Annotated in this window: 18 protein-coding genes; 15 read left to right on the top strand and 3 right to left on the bottom strand. The window is 54.3% G+C overall.

Going from position 1 to position 19,134, the window contains the following annotated elements; all coding sequences use genetic code 11:
- The first annotated feature begins 139 nt into the window (after positions 1-139).
- The 9 genes from udp (at position 140) to tatD (ending at position 8,070) form a co-directional block, all read left to right on the top strand.
- Positions 140-901, top strand: coding sequence for a uridine phosphorylase (gene udp, locus JKP81_RS22240; protein WP_200553493.1), 762 nt, complete (start codon positions 140-142; stop codon positions 899-901).
- Between the two features lie 135 nt (positions 902-1,036).
- The gene (gene rmuC, locus JKP81_RS22235) at positions 1,037-2,494 is read left to right on the top strand and encodes a DNA recombination protein RmuC (RefSeq protein WP_200553491.1); all 1,458 of its coding nucleotides are present in this window, start codon (positions 1,037-1,039) and stop codon (positions 2,492-2,494) included.
- Positions 2,495-2,560: 66 nt separating this feature from the next.
- Positions 2,561-3,316, top strand: a complete 756-nt coding sequence (ubiE, locus tag JKP81_RS22230; RefSeq protein WP_020456038.1) for a bifunctional demethylmenaquinone methyltransferase/2-methoxy-6-polyprenyl-1,4-benzoquinol methylase UbiE — start codon at positions 2,561-2,563, stop codon at positions 3,314-3,316.
- Between the two features lie 11 nt (positions 3,317-3,327).
- Positions 3,328-3,933 carry an SCP2 domain-containing protein gene (locus JKP81_RS22225; protein ID WP_200553489.1) on the top strand — a complete coding sequence of 202 codons (606 nt, stop codon included), beginning with the start codon at positions 3,328-3,330 and terminating at the stop codon, positions 3,931-3,933.
- Complete coding sequence (gene ubiB / locus JKP81_RS22220; RefSeq protein WP_200553487.1) at positions 3,930-5,570, top strand: ubiquinone biosynthesis regulatory protein kinase UbiB; 1,641 nt, start codon at positions 3,930-3,932, stop codon at positions 5,568-5,570. The genes JKP81_RS22225 and ubiB overlap by 4 nt, the downstream gene beginning before the upstream one ends.
- Positions 5,571-5,686: 116 nt before the next feature.
- Positions 5,687-5,950, top strand: coding sequence for a Sec-independent protein translocase subunit TatA (tatA, locus tag JKP81_RS22215; RefSeq protein ID WP_200553485.1), 264 nt, complete (start codon positions 5,687-5,689; stop codon positions 5,948-5,950).
- A gap of 3 nt (positions 5,951-5,953) precedes the next feature.
- Positions 5,954-6,478, top strand: coding sequence for a Sec-independent protein translocase protein TatB (tatB, locus tag JKP81_RS22210; RefSeq protein WP_200553483.1), 525 nt, complete (start codon positions 5,954-5,956; stop codon positions 6,476-6,478).
- A gap of 2 nt (positions 6,479-6,480) precedes the next feature.
- Entirely contained in the window at positions 6,481-7,245 is a 765-nt protein-coding gene (tatC, locus tag JKP81_RS22205; RefSeq protein WP_017459759.1) for a Sec-independent protein translocase subunit TatC, read from the top strand.
- A gap of 42 nt (positions 7,246-7,287) precedes the next feature.
- Positions 7,288-8,070, top strand: a complete 783-nt coding sequence (gene tatD / locus JKP81_RS22200; protein WP_200553481.1) for a 3'-5' ssDNA/RNA exonuclease TatD — start codon at positions 7,288-7,290, stop codon at positions 8,068-8,070.
- An 8-nt stretch (positions 8,071-8,078) separates the two neighbouring features.
- Here the strand turns inward: tatD and rfaH are convergent, their stop codons facing one another.
- Positions 8,079-8,567, bottom strand: a complete 489-nt coding sequence (gene rfaH / locus JKP81_RS22195) for a transcription/translation regulatory transformer protein RfaH (protein ID WP_017459761.1) — start codon at positions 8,565-8,567, stop codon at positions 8,079-8,081.
- 170 nt (positions 8,568-8,737) lie between these two features.
- Here rfaH and ubiD point away from each other — a divergent pair, with 170 nt between their 5' ends.
- Both ubiD and fre read left to right on the top strand, forming a co-directional pair.
- Positions 8,738-10,246 (top strand): 4-hydroxy-3-polyprenylbenzoate decarboxylase, encoded by a 1,509-nt coding sequence (gene ubiD, locus JKP81_RS22190; protein ID WP_200553538.1) that lies wholly within the window; start codon positions 8,738-8,740, stop codon positions 10,244-10,246.
- Positions 10,243-10,944 carry an NAD(P)H-flavin reductase gene (gene fre, locus JKP81_RS22185; RefSeq protein WP_200553479.1) on the top strand — a complete coding sequence of 234 codons (702 nt, stop codon included), beginning with the start codon at positions 10,243-10,245 and terminating at the stop codon, positions 10,942-10,944. Before ubiD ends, fre begins: the two co-directional genes overlap by 4 nt.
- 474 nt (positions 10,945-11,418) lie before the next feature.
- Here the strand turns inward: fre and fadA are convergent, their stop codons facing one another.
- Positions 11,419-12,582 (bottom strand): acetyl-CoA C-acyltransferase FadA, encoded by a 1,164-nt coding sequence (gene fadA / locus JKP81_RS22180; RefSeq protein ID WP_200553477.1) that lies wholly within the window; start codon positions 12,580-12,582, stop codon positions 11,419-11,421.
- A 9-nt stretch (positions 12,583-12,591) separates the two neighbouring features.
- Positions 12,592-14,781 (bottom strand): fatty acid oxidation complex subunit alpha FadB, encoded by a 2,190-nt coding sequence (gene fadB / locus JKP81_RS22175; RefSeq protein WP_200553475.1) that lies wholly within the window; start codon positions 14,779-14,781, stop codon positions 12,592-12,594.
- Positions 14,782-14,970: 189 nt separating this feature from the next.
- Between fadB and pepQ the strand changes: the two genes are divergently transcribed.
- The 4 genes from pepQ to hemG are packed head-to-tail and all read left to right on the top strand — an operon-like array spanning position 14,971 to position 18,963.
- Entirely contained in the window at positions 14,971-16,302 is a 1,332-nt protein-coding gene (gene pepQ / locus JKP81_RS22170; protein ID WP_200553473.1) for a Xaa-Pro dipeptidase, read from the top strand.
- Positions 16,302-16,916, top strand: coding sequence for an IMPACT family protein (locus JKP81_RS22165; RefSeq protein WP_200553471.1), 615 nt, complete (start codon positions 16,302-16,304; stop codon positions 16,914-16,916). Before pepQ ends, JKP81_RS22165 begins: the two co-directional genes overlap by 1 nt.
- 41 nt (positions 16,917-16,957) lie before the next feature.
- A complete protein-coding gene (gene trkH, locus JKP81_RS22160; RefSeq protein WP_200553469.1) occupies positions 16,958-18,409 on the top strand; it encodes a Trk system potassium transporter TrkH in 1,452 nt (483 codons plus the stop codon).
- An 11-nt stretch (positions 18,410-18,420) separates the two neighbouring features.
- Positions 18,421-18,963, top strand: coding sequence for a menaquinone-dependent protoporphyrinogen IX dehydrogenase (gene hemG, locus JKP81_RS22155; protein ID WP_200553467.1), 543 nt, complete (start codon positions 18,421-18,423; stop codon positions 18,961-18,963).
- Positions 18,964-19,134 lie beyond the last annotated feature (171 nt).

The raw sequence follows: 19,134 nt of genomic DNA, 5'->3' as shown, positions 1-19,134 counted from the left end.
GTGATGCAAGTCACTAATTTATGGAAATGAAATGCAATCAGTTTCATTCATGGTGATATCAGTCACGAAATTATGTCCGTGCCTTCTGTAAAGTATCTTTTTGCCTCTACTGATAAAACCGACCACAGAGGAGTCTGTTATGTCCAAGTCTGATGTTTTTCATCTCGGCCTCACCAAAAACGATTTACAAGGGGCTACGCTGTCCATCGTCCCTGGCGATCCGGAGCGTGTGGAAAAGATCGCCGCGCTGATGGATAAGCCGGTCAAACTGGCCTCCCACCGCGAATTCACCAGCTGGCGTGCAGAGCTGGATGGCAAACCGGTTATCGTTTGTTCCACTGGCATTGGCGGCCCGTCAACCTCTATCGCTGTAGAAGAACTGGCGCAGCTTGGCATCCGCACTTTCCTGCGCGTGGGCACCACCGGTGCGATTCAGCCGCACATCAATGTTGGCGACGTGCTGATCACCACCGCGTCCGTGCGCCTTGACGGCGCGAGCCTGCACTTTGCGCCGATGGAATACCCGGCAGTGGCGGATTTTGAGTGCACTACCGCGCTGGTTGCCGCAGCGGATGCGATTGGCGCGACAAAACACATCGGCGTTACCGCCTCTTCTGACACCTTCTACCCAGGCCAGGAGCGTTACGACACCTTCTCTGGTCGCGTAGTGAACCGCTTTAAAGGTTCCATGGAAGAGTGGCAATCCATGGGCGTGATGAACTATGAAATGGAATCCGCCACGTTGCTGACCATGTGCGCAAGCCAGGGGCTGCGTGCTGGTATGGTTGCCGGTGTGATTGTGAACCGCACCCAGCAAGAGATCCCGAATGCGGAAACCATGAAGCAGACCGAAAGCCACGCGGTGAAAATCGTGGTGGAAGCGGCGCGTCGTCTTCTGTAATTCACCTTCCCATTTGCTAAGGCCGACGCGTTCGGCCTTTTCTTTTTGCGTACTGCTTCGCAGGAAAACCCCTTCCAAACTGGACGTTTATACAGCACAATCCTCCGCTATATGCGTTATCACTAAGGGGACGTGGTGGACACTTCAATCATCGTCATGGCAGCCGTTGCGCTGGCGGGTTTACTGGTCGGCTGGCTGGCCGCAAGCTGGCGCGGGGCGCAGCAGCAGGCGGATCTGCTCGCGGAGCAGCGAGATGTCTTTAGCGAACTGAGCGCCGCCCGGCAGCAGATAACTCAAAACGAACACTGGCGTGAAGAGTGCGAGTTGCTTAATAACGAGCTGCGTAGCCTGCAACATATCAATAGCTCGCTGGAAGCGGATCTGCGTGAAGTCACTACCCGGCTGGAATCTACCCAGTTACATGCCGAAGAGAAGCTGCGCCAAATGCACAGCAGCGAGCAGCGGTTGAGCGAACAGTTTGAAAACCTTGCTAATCGTATCTTTGAGCAGAGCAATCGCCGCGTTGATGAGCAAAACCGACAAAGTCTGAACGGGCTGCTAACGCCGCTGCGCGAGCAGCTTGATGGCTTTCGCCGCCAGGTGCAGGAGAGCTTTGGTCAGGAAGCGCGTGAACGGCACACGCTGGCACATGAAATTCGCAACCTGCAACAGCTAAATGCCCAGATGGCGCAGGAAGCGATTAACCTGACGCGTGCACTGAAAGGCGATAACAAAACCCAGGGTAACTGGGGCGAAGTGGTGCTGACCCGCGTACTGGAAGCCTCTGGTCTGCGTGAAGGTTATGAATACGAAACCCAGGTCAGTATTGAAAATGACCACCGTGCGCGGATGCAGCCGGATGTGATCGTGCGTCTGCCGCAGGGCAAAGACGTGGTGATCGACGCTAAAATGACGCTGGTCGCCTACGAACGTTACTTCAATGCCGACGACGACTTTACTCGTGAAGGCGCGCTACAGGAACATATCGCCTCGGTACGCAACCATATTCGCTTGCTTGGTCGTAAGGATTATCAGCAACTGCCGGGGCTGCGGAGCCTGGATTATGTGTTGATGTTTATCCCGGTGGAGCCGGCCTTTTTGATTGCGCTGGACAGACAGCCAGAGCTGATCACCGAAGCGCTGAAAAATAACATTATGCTGGTCAGCCCTACCACGCTGCTGGTGGCGCTACGCACCATTGCCAACCTGTGGCGTTATGAACATCAAAGCCGCAATGCGCAGCAGATCGCGGAGCGGGCGAGCCGCCTGTATGACAAAATGCGCCTGTTCGTTGACGACATGTCATCCATTGGTCAGAGCCTGGATAAAGCGCAGGACAATTACCGTCAGGCGATGAAAAAACTGAGTTCCGGGCGCGGCAATTTGCTGGCCCAGGCAGAGGCGTTTCGCGGGCTCGGCGTCGAAATCAAACGCGAGATTAATCCGGAATTGACGGCGCAAGCACAAGAACAGGACGAAGAGTTCCGTTTGCGTTCCGGGCAAAACGATTCCCTCGATTGCTTTGAAGACAATGCATTAGATAGCATGGCCGCAGGCGATGAGCCTGAATCGAAGGCTTCTTCGGGTGGTTGAATCGTAGGGCAATCGCCTCCAATCTGATACACTTCACAAACAATTTCTTGAATAGCAGGCACTAAGATGGCGGAAGATTCAAAAGAGACAACACACTTTGGTTTTCAGACCGTCGCCAAAGAAAACAAAGCCGACATGGTGGCGCATGTTTTCCATTCGGTCGCGTCAAAATATGACGTGATGAACGATCTGATGTCGATGGGCATTCACCGTTTATGGAAGCGCTTTACCATTGATTGCAGCGGCGTGCGTCGCGGGCAGAAAGTTCTCGATCTGGCCGGTGGAACGGGCGATCTGACGGCGAAGTTCTCCCGCCTGGTGGGCGAAACCGGCCAGGTTGTGCTGGCAGATATTAACGATTCGATGCTGAAAATGGGGCGCGAAAAACTGCGCAACCTCGGCGTGATCGGTAACGTAGAATATGTGCAGGCGAATGCTGAAGCCTTGCCGTTCCCGGATAATACCTTTGACTGCATCACCATCTCTTTTGGTTTGCGTAACGTGACGGAAAAAGAGAAAGCGCTGCGATCCATGTTCCGCGTTTTGAAACCGGGCGGCCGCCTGCTGGTGCTCGAATTTTCCAAGCCAATTATTGAACCGCTGAGCAAAGCTTATGACGCTTACTCTTTCCATGTTCTGCCGCGTATTGGTCAACTGGTAGCAAACGACGCGGAAAGCTATCGCTATCTTGCTGAATCCATCCGTATGCACCCCGATCAGGACACCCTGAAAGCGATGATGCAGGACGCCGGTTTCGAAAACGTCGATTACTACAACATGACGGCCGGTATCGTTGCTCTGCACCGTGGCTACAAATTCTGACAGGAGTGCGTATGCCATTTAAGCCGATGGTTGCCGCCGGAATTGAACGTGTATTGAATACGTTTTTATACCGTGAAGGCGCGCTAAAACCCGCGCGCCAGCGTTTGCATGGCAAGGTGTTGCGCGTGGTGCTGCAAGAGTTCTCTTCCCCCTTTGTGCTGGTGTTCAGTGAGCGCCAGATTGATGTATTAGGCGAGTGGGAAGGTGAGGCAGACTGTTCCGTGATTACGCAACTGCGGGTACTGCCGAAGCTGCGCGACCGCCAGCAGCTGACCGCGCTTATTCGCAGCGGCGAGCTGGAAGTGCAGGGCGATATTCAGGTGGTGCAAAACCTGGTTTCGCTGATGGATTTAGCGGAATTCGATCCTGCCGAGACCCTCGCACCATGGACAGGCGATATCGCCGCTGAGGGGATCAGTAAATTCCTGCGCGGTGGGGCTCGCTTTCTGCAACACGGTTTTCAACGCCAGCAACGCTATGTCGCTGAAGTGCTAACGGAAGAGTGGCGCCTTGCGCCGGGCGCACTGGAAGTTGCCTGGTTTGCTGAAGAAACGGCTGCTGTGGAAAGGGCTGCGGATGCCTTAGCCAAACGCCTGGATAAACTGGAGGGCAAATGACGCCTGGAGAATTACGGCGCCTCTATTTCATCATCCAAACCTTTTTAAGTTACGGGCTTGATGAGCTCATTCCTAAAATGCGTATCACCCTGCCGCTGCGGTTATGGCGACGGACGCTGTTCTGGATGCCAAACCGGCACAAAGAAAAATTGCTTGGGGAACGCCTGCGTCTTGCCTTGCAGGAGCTGGGGCCGGTGTGGATTAAATTCGGGCAAATGTTGTCTACTCGCCGTGATCTATTCCCGCCGCTGATTGCCGATCAGCTGGCGATGTTGCAGGACCGCGTTGCGCCTTTCGATGGTCATCTCGCCAAAAAGCAGATTGAAAAAGCGATGGGTGATCTTCCAGTTGAAACCTGGTTTGATGATTTCGCCATTGAACCGCTGGCCTCTGCGTCCATTGCGCAGGTGCATACAGCACGGTTGAAAGAGAGTGGCAAAGAGGTGGTGATTAAGGTCATCCGCCCGGACATTCTGCCGATTATCAAAGCGGATCTGAAACTGATCTACCGCCTGGCGGGCTGGGTTCCCCGGCTGTTGCCGGATGGTCGCCGCCTGCGCCCGCGTGAAGTGGTGCGAGAGTATGAGAAGACGCTGATTGATGAGCTGGATCTGCTGCGCGAAGCCGCTAACGCGATCCAGTTGCGCCGCAACTTTGAAAACAGCCCGATGCTGTATGTGCCGGAAATCTATTCGGACTATTGCAGCCAAAACATGTTGGTAATGGAGCGTATTTACGGCATTCCTGTTTCCGATGTGGCGGCGCTGGAGAAAAACGGCACCAATTTAAAATTGCTGGCCGAACGCGGTGTGCAGGTCTTTTTCACCCAGGTTTTCCGCGACAGCTTTTTCCATGCGGACATGCATCCGGGTAATATTTTCGTCAGCTACGATCACCCGGAAGATCCGCAATATATCGGTATAGACTGCGGTATTGTCGGTTCGCTGAACAAAAAAGATAAGCGCTACCTGGCGGAGAACTTTATTGCTTTCTTTAACCGCGACTATCGCAAAGTGGCGGAGCTGCATGTGGATTCAGGCTGGGTTCCGCCGGATACCAATGTAGAAGAGTTCGAGTTTGCCATTCGCACCGTTTGTGAGCCGATCTTTGAAAAGCCGCTGGCGGAAATCTCCTTTGGTCATGTGCTGCTCAACCTCTTTAACACGGCACGCCGCTTTAATATGGAAGTGCAGCCGCAGCTGGTGCTGTTGCAGAAAACATTGCTCTATATCGAAGGTGTCGGCCGTCAGCTCTATCCGCAACTGGATTTATGGAAAACCGCGAAACCTTTCCTTGAAACCTGGATCAAAGATCAGGTGGGTATTCCGGCGCTGGTCAGAGCGCTGAAAGAGAAAGGCCCATTCTGGATCGAAAAAATGCCGGAAATTCCTGAACTGATCTACAACGGGTTGCTGCAAGGCAAGCATTTGCAGCAAAGCGTGGATAAAATTGCCCGGGAATTGCAGGCAAACCATGTGCGGCAGGGGCAATCGCGCTATCTGTTTGGCATTGGCGCGACACTGTTATTGAGCGGTACGCTGTTACTGATTAATCGACCAGAGTGGGGTTTAACGCCTGCGTGGCTAATGGCAGGTGGCGTTCTGACCTGGTTTGTGGGTTGGTATAAAACACGTTAAGCGAAACGCCGCCCGGGTGGGCCTGGTGCACAGAAGCTGTCAACAAAGAGGCAGCTTAATGGATAAAGTGTATACTGGGGCCTGTTTTTAACATCATCTGTTACAGAGGACTATGTATGGGTGGTATCAGCATTTGGCAGTTGTTGATTATTGCGGTCATCGTTGTGCTGCTGTTTGGCACCAAAAAGCTCGGTTCTATTGGTTCCGACCTGGGCGCATCCATTAAAGGCTTCAAAAAGGCCATGGGTGATGACGATAAAGAGGAAAAGCAGGATAAATCGGCACAAGATGCGGATTTTACGGCAAAGTCTCTTTCCGACAGCAAGACATCCGACGACGCTAAAAAAGACGAAAAACGTCACGACAAAGAGCAGGTGTAATTCGTGTTCGATATAGGTTTTGGCGAACTGTTACTCGTTTTCATCATTGGCCTCGTAGTATTAGGGCCGCAACGGCTGCCCGTGGCTGTGCGTACGGTAGCGGGCTGGGTCCGCGCGCTGCGCTCGCTGGCGACGACGGTGCAGAATGAGCTGACGCAGGAACTGAAGCTGCAGGAATTCCAGGACAGCCTGAAAAAGGTGGAAAAAGCGAGCCTGGAAAACCTGACGCCAGAGTTAAAGCAGTCGATGGATGAGCTGCGCCAGGCGGCGGAATCGATGAAACGCTCTTATAGCGCTAACGATGTCGAAAAAGCCAGCGATGAAGCGCATACCATCCATAACCCGGTAGTGAAAGATAACGAAGCGCAGCATGAAGGCGTTACGCCTGCCGCCGCTGAAAACCAGGCCAGTTCGCCGCAGCAAATCCCCGACGTTGCGGAAACGAAAAAAGCACCGCAGGTAACTACTGCGGTGCAAGCGGCCTCGCCGGTTTCCGAATCCACACCCTCTTCAAGTGATAAATCCTGAACATGGCTGTAGACGATACCCAACCGCTGATCGCACACCTTATTGAGCTGCGTAAGCGTCTGCTGAACTGCATTATCGCCGTTATCGTGATTTTCCTCGCGCTGGTTTACTTCGCGAATGATATCTATCAACTGGTTTCCGCACCGCTCATCAAGCAGATGCCACTGGGCGCGACGATGATTGCCACCGACGTGGCTTCACCGTTTTTTACGCCGATCAAGCTAACCTTTATGGTGTCGCTGATCCTTTCCGCGCCGGTCATTTTGTATCAGGTCTGGGCGTTTGTCGCGCCGGCGTTATACAAGCATGAGCGTCGTCTGGTGGTGCCGCTGCTGGTTTCCAGTTCGCTGCTGTTTTACATCGGCATGGCGTTCGCCTATTTCGTGGTGTTCCCGCTGGCCTTCGGTTTCCTGACACACACCGCGCCGGAAGGCGTGCAGGTTTCCACTGATATCGCCAGTTATCTTAGCTTCGTAATGGCGCTGTTTATGGCCTTCGGCGTTTCGTTTGAAGTGCCGGTTGCTATTGTGCTGCTGTGCTGGATGGGCGTGACCACACCTGCCGATCTGCGGCAAAAACGTCCGTACGTTTTGGTTGGCGCGTTTGTTGTCGGCATGTTGCTAACACCACCGGATGTCTTCTCGCAGACTTTACTGGCAATCCCGATGTATTGCCTGTTCGAAGTCGGCGTCTTTTTTGCTCGCTTCTACGTCGGCAAGCGCCGCATTCCTGACGAAGAGAATGAAACAGAAACCAGCGAAGAGTAATTACCAGCCGCCCGTCAGGGCGGTTGTTGTATGGGAAAAAGCATGTTTGATATCGGTGTGAATTTAACCAGCAGTCAGTTTGCCAAAGATCGGGATGACACCGTGGCGCGGGCGCAAGCGGCGGGTGTGACGGGAATGCTCATTACCGGAACCAATCTGCATGAAAGCCAGCAGGCACAGCAAGTCGCTCAACGCTACCCTCATTGCTGGTCAACTGCTGGCGTGCATCCGCATGACAGCAGTGGTTGGACGGATGAAACCGCAGAAGCGATCCGCGCGTTGGCGGCTACAGCTGAAGTCGTTGCCGTGGGTGAATGCGGGCTGGATTTCAACCGTAATTTCTCGACGCCGCAGGAGCAGGAGTACGCTTTCGGCGCGCAACTGTCGCTGGCTTCCGAGCTAAACATGCCGGTGTTTCTGCACTGCCGCGATGCGCATGAACGCTTTCTGACGCTGCTGGATCCATGGCTGGATAAGTTACCCGGCGCGGTGCTGCACTGTTTCACTGGTTCGGCGCAGGAAGCGCGAGATTGCCTCGATCGCGGCATCTACTTAGGCATTACCGGCTGGGTGTGCGATGAACGTCGCGGGCTGGAATTACGTGAAGTGGTTCCGCTGATCCCCACCGAGCGGCTATTGATTGAAACCGATGCACCGTACTTGTTGCCACGCGATCTCAAACCAAAACCAGCCTCGCGACGTAATGAACCGGCACTGTTAGGGCATATTCTTGCCGCTGTGGCTGAGCTTCGTGGTGAAGATGCTCAGTGGCTGAGTTCGGTAACGGATCAGAACGTGCGGCGGTTATTCGGCGTGGATTTTTAACGCGACGCTCACGCCTTGCGAAAATCGGTATTTTTGACGCTTTGCAGTACCTGCTTATTGAGCAGGTGGAGCAAGAGCATGGAGCGCGCTTCACCGTCCGGCTCTTTAAAGATCGCCTGCAACCCCTCGAGTGCGCCCTCGGTGATCACCACATCATCGCCTGGATAAGGCGTGTCAGGGTCGGTAATCCCTTCTGGCTGATAGAGTGAAAGCTGCTGAATGACGGATTGCGGAACGGTTGCCGGATGCATACCAAAGCGGACGAAATGGCTGACGCCGCGCGTGGCATTAATTGTGGTGGTATGAATCACTTCAGGATCGAACTCCACAAACAAATAGTTCGGGAAAAGAGGTTCGTTCACTGTTGTGCGTTTGCCGCGCACCATTTTTTCCAGTGCAATCATAGGCGTCAGACAGCTGACCGCCTGGCGTTCTAAGTGTTCCTGGGCGCGCTGAAGCTGGCCACGTTTGCAGTAAAGTAGATACCAGGATCGCATAATGACTCTTTTCCGTAAGTTCGGGCGCAAGAATATCAAAACCGCGGCATGATGGCTAAGTTGATTATAACTTGCGCCTAAAGATGTCGTTGTAATTCACGCAGATTTAACAAAAATACAGCAACCGCCGGACGAACACCGTATAATAAGTCCCTTATCTGGAGGCGATAATAGACCGCATGAAATACAACGACCTACGCGACTTCCTGACGCTGCTTGAGCAGCAGGGCGAGCTGAAACGCATCACTCTTCCGGTTGACCCTTATCTGGAAATGACGGAAATAGCCGACCGCACGCTGCGTGCGGGTGGCCCGGCGTTGTTATTTGAAAATCCCAAAGGTTACACCATGCCGGTGCTGTGCAACTTATTTGGCACGCCGCGCCGCGTAGCGCTGGGCATGGGGCAAGATGATGTCAGTGCTTTACGGGACGTGGGCAAACTGCTGGCGTTTCTCAAAGAACCGGAGCCGCCAAAAGGTTTTCGCGATCTGTTCGATAAACTGCCGCAGTTTAAGCAGGTGCTGAATATGCCGACAAAACGTTTGCGCGGTGCCCCTTGCCAGCAAAAAGTGGTGCAGGGTGATGACGTTGATCTGCGCAACATCCCGATTATGCAGTGCTGGCCCGAAGACGCCGCGCCGCTGATCACCTGGGGGCTGACCGTGACGCGTGGCCCGCACAAAGAGCGGCAGAACCTGGGTATTTATCGCCAACAGCTGATCGGTAAAAACAAATTAATCATGCGCTGGCTTTCCCATCGCGGTGGAGCGCTCGATTTTCAGGAGTGGCAGGCAGCGCATCCTGGCGAGCGTTTCCCGGTTGCGGTGGCGCTGGGTGCCGATCCGGCAACCATTCTCGGCGCGGTGACACCGGTGCCGGATACGCTGTCTGAATATGCCTTTGCCGGATTACTGCGCGGCACAAAAACCGAAGTGGTGAAGTGCGTATCAAGCGATCTTGAAGTTCCTGCCAGTGCAGAAATCGTGCTGGAAGGCTATATTGAGCCGGGTGAGATGGCGCCGGAAGGGCCGTATGGCGATCACACCGGTTATTACAATGAAGTCGATAATTTCCCGGTGTTTACGGTTACCCATATTACGCAGCGCGAAGATGCGATTTACCACTCCACTTATACTGGCCGTCCGCCAGATGAGCCGGCAGTGCTGGGCGTGGCGCTAAACGAAGTGTTCGTGCCGATCCTGCAAAAGCAGTTCCCGGAAATCGTTGATTTTTACCTGCCGCCGGAAGGGTGCTCCTATCGCCTGGCGGTAGTCACCATGAAGAAACAGTACCCCGGTCACGCCAAGCGCGTGATGATGGGCGTCTGGTCTTTCCTGCGTCAGTTTATGTACACCAAATTTGTGATCGTGTGCGATGACGATGTGAACGCCCGCGACTGGAATGACGTTATTTGGGCGATTACCACCCGAATGGATCCTGCGAGGGATACGGTTCTGGTGGAAAACACGCCGATTGATTATCTGGATTTTGCCTCGCCGGTTTCCGGGCTGGGCTCCAAAATGGGACTGGATGCCACCAATAAATGGCCGGGCGAGACCCAGCGTGAATGGGGTCGCCCCATCAAGAAAGACCCGGAAGTTACGGCAAGAATCGACGCCATCTGGGATGAACTGGCCATACTGAACGACGAAAATAGACCCGACAGAGAGAGCGCATGACAACCTTAAGCTGTAAAGTGACCTCGGTAGAGGCCATCACTGATACCGTATATCGTGTCCGTTTAGTGCCGGAGGCGGCTTTTTCGTTCCGCGCGGGCCAGTATCTGATGGTGGTGATGGATGAGCGAGACAAGCGCCCGTTCTCTATGGCCTCGACGCCGGATCAGCATGATTTTATCGAACTGCATATTGGCGCGTCTGAGCTGAATCTCTACGCCATGGCGGTGATGGATCGCATTCTGAAAGATCGGGAAATCGTTATCGATATTCCGCACGGCGAGGCCTGGCTGCGTGACGATGAAGAGCGTCCGATGGTGCTGATTGCCGGTGGTACCGGCTTCTCGTATGTCCGCTCTATTTTGCTGACCTCTCTGGCGCAAAACCCGAATCGTGAAATCACCATTTACTGGGGCGGTCGCGAAGAGAAACATCTCTACGATTTAAGCGAGCTGGAAGCGTTATCGGTGGATCATCCGAATCTGCGTGTCGTGCCCGTCGTTGAGCAGCCGGAAGCGGGTTGGCGCGGCCGCTCTGGCACTGTGCTGGCTGCGGTGTTGCAGGATTTCGGTTCGCTGACCGAGCACGATATCTATATTGCGGGTCGTTTCGAGATGGCGAAAATCGCCCGCGATCTGTTCTGTAATGAGCGCGGTGCGCGTGAAGATCGCCTGTTTGGCGATGCGTTTGCGTTTATCTAAGCCTGTCTTCACCTTTGTCACTCTGGCCGCACTGGCTGCCTTCGCTTTCCCCGGTCACATAGTTCACTATGCTGCCGGGGATTGATTTATTCCTGCCCTGATCTGCCGCCAGCGGCTTTGATATCGCCTTTTCTCTTTACTCTATACGGTGGTTGCCTGCCGGATAACAGAAATAAAAAACCCGCCCCTGACAGGCGGGAAGAACGGCAACTAAACCTTCTCTTTACCCTTGACACCATCGCGTGTTGGCTACTTTCGCTCACCCCGGTTACATACCACTATGCTGCCGGGTATTCACTCAGTTGCCGCTTTGCTCTGGCACCAATGGCTTGACAGACCTTTTCTCTTTGCCCTAATCGCCATCAGCACTGCTGGCTGCTTTTGCTCACCCCGGCTACGCGCCGGGGATCCGCGCTGTTGCTGCCTTACTGTGGCGTTCAGGGTATTGAGACTGCACTTTTCCCGTTTGAAGCACTAAACGCGTTCAAACACCGTAGCGATCCCCTGACCTAATCCGATGCACATGGTCGCCAGGCCAAATTGTGCGTCTTTGCGTTCCATCAGGTTCAGCAAGGTGGTGCTGATACGTGTTCCGGAGCAGCCCAGCGGGTGACCAAGCGCAATCGCACCGCCGTTGAGGTTGATCTTCTCGTCGATCTGCTCCATAAGGCCCAGATCTTTAATACACGGCAGGATCTGCGCGGCAAACGCTTCATTCATCTCAAACAGGTCGATATCGCTGGCGGTCAATCCGGCTTTTTTCAGCGCCAGTTGAGAAGCCGGAACCGGGCCATAGCCCATGATCGACGGATCACAGCCGACAACCGCCATCGAACGAATGCGCGCGCGCGGCTTCAGACCAAGCTCACGGGCGCGGCTCTCGCTCATCACCAGCATTGCTGATGCGCCGTCTGACAGCGCGGAAGAGGTGCCAGCGGTAACGGTGCCGCTTACCGGATCAAAGGCCGGGCGCAGAGTCGACAGTGCTTCGACCGTGGTTTCCGGGCGGATCACTTCGTCATAGGTAAACTGTTTCAGTACGCCGTCCGCATCGTGGCCGCCGGTAGGGATCAACTCATTTTTGAATGCACCGGATTGTGTTGCGGCCCAGGCGCGAGCATGGGAGCGCGCGGCAAAGGTATCCTGCATTTCACGGCTGATACCGTGCATGCGCGATAACATTTCAGCGGTCAGCCCCATCATCCCCGCCGCTTTTGCGACGTTACGGCTCATGCCCGGATGAAAATCAACGCCGTGACTCATCGGTACGTGGCCCATATGTTCCACGCCGCCAACCATACAAACTTGCGCATCGCCAGTCATGATCATACGCGCGGCATCGTGCAACGCCTGCATTGAGGAGCCGCACAGGCGGTTAACCGTTACGGCGGGTACAGAATGTGGGATCTCAGCCAGCAGCGCGGCGTTACGGGCAATGTTGAAGCCCTGCTCCAGGGTCTGCTGTACACAACCCCAGTAAATGTCGTCGATAGCGCTTGCATCCAGCGCCGGGTTGCGCGCCAACAGGCTACGCATCAGATGAGCGGAAAGATCTTCCGCCCGCACATTGCGAAATGCGCCGCCTTTTGAACGGCTCATCGGGGTGCGAATCGCATCGACAATGACAACGTGTTCCATTGTGACTCCTTAAGCCGTTTTCAAATCGCCCACCGGGCGCGCAGGTTCAACCGCAGGATAGTAAGGTTCGTTGTGACGCGCTTTTTCACGCAGCCCGGCCGGCACTTCATACAGCGGACCAAGGTGCTGATAATGCTGCGTCATATCGAGGTATTTCGCGCTGCCGATCGTATCCAGCCAGCGGAACGCACCGCCGTGGAACGGAGGGAAGCCCAGGCCGTAAACCAGCGCCATATCTGCTTCTGCGGGGCTGGCGATAATGCCTTCCTCAAGGCAGCGCACCACTTCGTTGACCATTGGGATCATCATGCGGGCGATAATTTCGTCGTCGCTGAAGTCGGTTTTGCCTTTGCTGATTTCCGCCAGCATGCCGTCTACGGCGCTGTCTTCTTCTTTCTTCGGTTTGCCTTTGCTGTCTTCTTTATAGCGCCAGAAACCGAGGCCATTTTTCTGTCCAAAGCGGTTAGCGTCGAATAGCGCGTCAATCGCATCGCGATAATCTTTTTGCATCCGCTGCGGGAATCCAGCCGCCATCACTGCTTGTGCGTGATGTGCGGTGTCGATGCCCACGACATCCAGCAGATAAGCCGGGCCCATCGGCCAGCCGAACTGTTTTTCCATCACTTTGTCGACTTTGCGGAAATCCGCGCCGTCGCGCAGCAACTGACTGAACCCGGCAAAGTAGGGGAACAGCACGCGGTTAACAAAGAAGCCTGGGCAGTCGTTGACCACAATCGGCGTTTTGCCCATCTTGCTCGCCCAGGCCACCACTTTCGCGATGGTGTCGTCAGAGGTTTTCTCGCCGCGAATAACCTCAACCAGCGGCATACGGTGCACCGGGTTGAAGAAGTGCATGCCGCAGAAATTTTCCGGCCGCTTCAGCACACTTGCCAGTTCACCGATCGGAATGGTGGAGGTGTTGGAGGCCAAAACGGTATCCGGGCGAACCTTGTCTTCTGTTTCCGCCAGCACCGCTTTTTTCACTTTCGGGTTTTCTACTACCGCTTCAACCACCACATCGACACGCTCAAAACCAGCGTATTCCAGCGTTGGCTGAATAGTGGCAATCACATTCGCCAGCTTCAGGCCGTCGATCTTGCCGCGTTCAAGCTGCTTATTCAGTAACTTGCCCGCTTCATTAATGCCAAGCGCGAGGGATTTCTCATTGATATCTTTCATTAATACCGGCACGCCTTTCCAGGCCGACTGGTAAGCGATACCGCCGCCCATAATGCCTGCACCCAGCACAGCCGCATGTTTTGGCGTTTCAATATCTTTGGTGAGTTTCTTCGCCTTGCCTTTCACATACTGATCATTGAGGAAAATGCCGACCAGCGCGCGGGCTTCATTGGTATGCGCGAGTGGAACAAAGCTCTGGTTTTCCAGCTTCAACGCTTCCTCGCGGCCCAATCTGGCGGCGGCTTCAATGGTTTTAACCGCAGTGATCGGTGCCGGGTAATGTTTTCCGGCGGTTTGCATCACCATGCCTTTGGCGATGGTAAAGCTCATGGCGGCTTCAATTTTACTCAGCTTCAAGGGCTCCAGCTTCGGCTGGCGTTTGGCTTTCCAGTCGAGATCGCCATTAATCGCCTGGCGCAGAATCGCCACCGCACCATCACGCAGTTTCTCCGGTTTGACGATGCCATCGACCAGGCCGATTTTCAGTGCTTGTTCCGCGCCGACATCTTTCCCGGCGGCGATGATCTCCAGTGCGCTATCGGCGCCCAACAGACGCGGCATACGCACCGAGCCGCCAAAGCCTGGCATGATGCCGAGTTTGGTTTCCGGCAGGCCAATGCGCAGATCTGGTGTGGCTAAGCGGTAGTCTGTTGCCAGTACACATTCGCAGCCGCCGCCGAGGGCATAGCCATTCACGGCGGAGATCGTCGGAATTGGCAGATCTTCCAGACGGTTAAAGACGCTGTTAGCAAAGTGCAGCCATTGGCTCAACTGTTCTTCCGGGACCAGGAACAGGGAGAGGAATTCGGTGATGTCGGCACCGACAATAAAGGCTGCTTTTTCTGAGCGCAGCAGCAGCCCTTTTAAATCTGATTGCTTTTCCAGCACGCCCAACGCTTCGCCAAGGCTGGCGACGGTAGCGGTATCAAGCTTGTTAACTGAGCCAGGCGCATCGAACACCAGTTCGGCGATGCCGTCTTCCAGCCAGTCGAGGTACAGGTTGTTGCCTTTGTAGAGCATGTCAGTCTCCTGAATCCAGCGGTGATCTGGTCGTACCAGATGAAGCGGAGTGTGGTTTTTGTGTTAATAAAATGCAAATAACTCATTAAAAAAATGCAGCGCCGATCACGCTCGGCGGAAATCACTCAGTTGCGGGCAGGTGTGCTAAGATGCGAAAACTTGAGGTCACAAGAAACAGAAGGAAAAACGATGGACTCACTGGCTGAACTTTATAAAAATCATATTGTTACTTTGCAGGAACGCACGCGTGACGTGCTGGCGCGGTTTAAACTCGACGCGTTACTTATTCACTCCGGCGAGTTGTTTAATGTCTTTCTTGATGACCACCCATACCCGTTTAAAGTGAACCCGCAATTTAAAGCCTGGGTACCGGTCACGCAGGTACCGAACTGCTGGCTGCTGGTTGATGGTGTGAATAAACCGAAGCTGTGGTTCTACTTGCCGGTGGACTACTGGCACAACGTGGAGCCGTTGCCGACCAGTTTCTGGACCGAAGAGATTGACGTTATTGCGCTGCCGAAAGCGGACGGCATTGGCAGCCAACTACCAGCCGCACGCGGCAATATTGCCTATATTGGGCCCGTTGCGGAACGCGCGTTGAGCCTTGATATTGCGGCAAGCAATATCAACCCGAAAGGGGTGATCGATTATCTGCATTATTACCGCGCGTATAAAACCGATTATGAACTGGCGTGCATGCGTGAAGCGCAGAAGACGGCGGTGATTGGTCATCGCGCCGCGCATGAGGCGTTCCAGTCCGGCATGAGCGAGTTCGACATCAATCTTGCATATCTGACCGCCACCGGTCATCGCGATACTGACGTGCCTTATGGCAATATTGTTGCACTAAACGAACACGCCGCTGTGCTGCATTACACCAAACTCGACCACCGCGCACCGGCGGAAATGCGCAGTTTCTTGTTGGATGCTGGCGCGGAGTACAACGGCTATGCCGCTGACCTGACGCGTACCTGGGCGGCGAACAGCGATACCGATTACGCGCAACTGGTGAAAGACGTCAACGATGAACAGCTGGCGCTGATTGCCACCATGAAAGCGGGTGTCAATTACGTGGAGTACCATGTGCAGTTCCATCAGCGTATCGCGAAGTTGCTGCGTCGCCACCAAATCATTACGGATATCAGCGAAGAAGCCATGGTTGAGGAGGATATTACCGGGCCGTTTATGCCGCACGGTATTGGTCACCCGCTTGGCTTGCAAGTACATGATGTTGCGGGTTTTATGCAAGATGACAGCGGTACGCATCTGGCTGCGCCATCGAAATACCCGTATCTGCGCTGCACACGCGTGATGGAACCGCGCATGGTGCTGACCATCGAGCCGGGTATCTACTTTATTGAGTCGCTGTTGGCGCCGTGGCGCGATGGCCCGCTCAGCAAGCACTTCAACTGGCAGAAAATTGATGCGCTGAAGCCGTTTGGCGGCATTCGTATTGAAGATAACGTGGTTATCCACGAAAACAGCATTGAAAACATGACGCGGGACCAGAAGCTGGCGTAATGGAGAGCTGGCTGATCCCGGCGGCACCGGTCACCTTTAGCGAGGAGATCAAAAAGAGCCGCTTTATTACGCTGCTGGCGCATACGGATGGTGTTAATGCGGCAAAAGCGTTTGTCGACGCCGTTCGGGCGGAACATCCGGACGCGCGTCACCACTGTGTAGCGTGGGTCGCAGGCGCGCCGGATGATTCGCAGCAGCTAGGCTTTTCTGACGATGGCGAACCGGCGGGCACGGCGGGTAAACCGATACTCTCGCAGTTAATGGGCAGCGGTATCGGCGAAATTACCGCCGTCGTAGTGCGATATTATGGCGGCGTGCTGCTGGGAACCGGTGGGCTGGTGAAAGCTTACGGTGGCGGTGTGCAACAGGCGTTAAGCCTGTTAACCACCGTCCGCAAAACGCCATTAACCGAATATACTTTGTGGTGCGATTACGCACAGCTCGCCGGAGTTGAAACGCTGCTTGGGCAATTTGAGGGGAAAATTGTCGCAAGCGAGTATCAGGCTTCCGTGCATCTGCGAGTGGCGCTTCCTCACAGCAGACTGGACGCATTTTCAGCAAGGCTTGCTGATTTTAGTCGTGGCGCATTGCAATTGTTAAAAACTGAAGAATAATCCCCCACCTGATTTTCTGAACACCTAAGGAAGCGGCAGAGATGCAATTTCGCGCCATAACCCGAATCGTTGGACTGCTGGTTATCCTCTTTTCCGGAACGATGATCTTACCCGGACTGGTAGCCCTTATTTACCGCGATGGTGCGGGTCGTGCATTTACCCAGACCTTTTTCGCTGCGCTGGTGATTGGCTCCATGTTGTGGTGGCCGAACCGTCGGGAGAAAAAGGAACTGAAATCCCGCGAAGGCTTTTTGATCGTCGTGCTGTTCTGGACCGTGCTGGGGAGTGTGGGCGCGCTGCCGTTTATTTTCTCTGAAAGCCCGAACCTGACGGTGACTGACGCCTTTTTTGAATCCTTCTCTGGCCTGACGACTACCGGGGCGACCACGCTGGTAGGGCTGGATTCGTTGCCGCATGCCATCCTCTTCTACCGCCAGATGCTGCAATGGTTTGGTGGGATGGGGATCATTGTCCTGGCGGTCGCGATACTGCCGATTCTGGGCGTGGGGGGGATGCAGCTTTACCGCGCGGAAATGCCCGGGCCGCTGAAAGATAACAAAATGCGCCCGCGTATTGCCGAAACGGCGAAAACGCTGTGGCTTATTTATGTGCTGCTGACCGTAGCTTGCGCTCTGGCGCTGTGGTTTGCCGGGATGCCCGCTTTTGATGCTATCGGCCATAGTTTCGCGACCATCGCCATCGGCGGCTTTTCGACACACGATGCCAGTGTGGGTTACTTCAATAGCCCAACTATCAACACCATCATTGCTATCTTCTTATTGATCTCTGGATGTAACTACGGCCTGCACTTCTCTTTACTGAGCGGGCGCAGCCTGAAAGTTTACTGGCGCGATCCTGAATTCAGAATGTTCATCGGCGTGCAACTGACGCTGGTGGTGATCTGCACCGTGGTGCTGTGGTTCCACGATGTTTACAGCTCTGCGGTAACGACGGTGAATCAGGCTTTCTTTCAGGTGGTGTCGATGGCAACCACTGCCGGGTTTACTACTGACAGTATTGCGCGCTGGCCGCTGTTCTTGCCGGTACTGCTATTGTGTTCGGCGTTTATTGGTGGCTGTGCGGGTTCTACCGGTGGTGGTTTAAAAGTGATCCGCATATTGCTGCTGTTCAAACAGGGTAACCGCGAGTTGAAACGTCTGGTCCACCCGAATGCGGTTTACAGCATTAAGCTTGGGAATCGCGCCTTGCCGGAACGTATTCTTGAAGCGGTGTGGGGGTTTTTCTCTGCCTATGCGCTGGTGTTTATTGTCAGCATGCTGGCGATTATCGCCACGGGCGTGGATGATTTTTCTGCCTTTGCTTCGGTTGTCGCCACGCTGAATAACTTGGGGCCGGGGCTGGGCGTAGTTGCTGATAACTTCGCGAGTATGAACCCGGTGGCGAAGTGGATCCTCATCGCGAATATGCTGTTTGGTCGCCTTGAAGTCTTCACATTGTTGGTACTGTTTACCCCAACTTTCTGGCGCGAATAAGGGAGTGTGACGTGAAAACATTGATTCTATTTTCGACCCGGGATGGGCAAACGCGGGAAATCGCCTCTTACCTGGCGTCCGAGCTGAAAGAGCTTGGTGTTTATGCTGATGTGGTGAACCTGAACCGTACGCCAGATATTGAATGGGATAACTATGAACGCGTGGTGATTGGTGCGTCTATCCGTTACGGCCATTTCCACCCGGCGCTGGCGAGCTTTGTGAAAAAGCACCTGCAGCAGTTGAATACGCTACCGAGCGCGTTCTACTCCGTTAACCTTGTTGCGCGTAAGCCTGAGAAAAGCTCTCCGCAAACCAATAGCTATACGCGCAAATTTTTACTCTCTTCACCGTGGCAGCCAGATCAGTGTGCGGTGTTTGCCGGTGCGCTGCGTTATCCACATTATCGCTGGTATGACCGCTTGATGATTCAACTGATTATGAAGATGACCGGCGGCGAAACGGATCCCACGAAGGAAGTTGTCTATACCGACTGGCAGCATGTAGCGAGTTTTGCCCGCGAAATCGCTCAATTAAAGTGCAAATCGACCGATTAGCGGCCGTTGCGACTGAAAATTAAGCGAACGAAAACTTTTTTTAAATTTATACTTGTCAGCGGGAATTAACTCCCTATAATGCGCCTCCACTGACACGGCACAACGGCAAACACACCGGCCTGTCAGGTGAGGAAATCTGAAAATAAACAGTTGACTTCACGGCGGGAAAGC

This window comes from Kosakonia sp. LAM2021 (assembly GCF_016620385.1).
In the GTDB taxonomy this organism is placed as follows: Bacteria; Pseudomonadota; Gammaproteobacteria; order Enterobacterales; family Enterobacteriaceae; genus Kosakonia; species Kosakonia sacchari.
The sequence above is the reverse complement of the archived record's forward strand: the minus strand, read 5'-3'. Positions and strand labels throughout refer to the sequence as shown.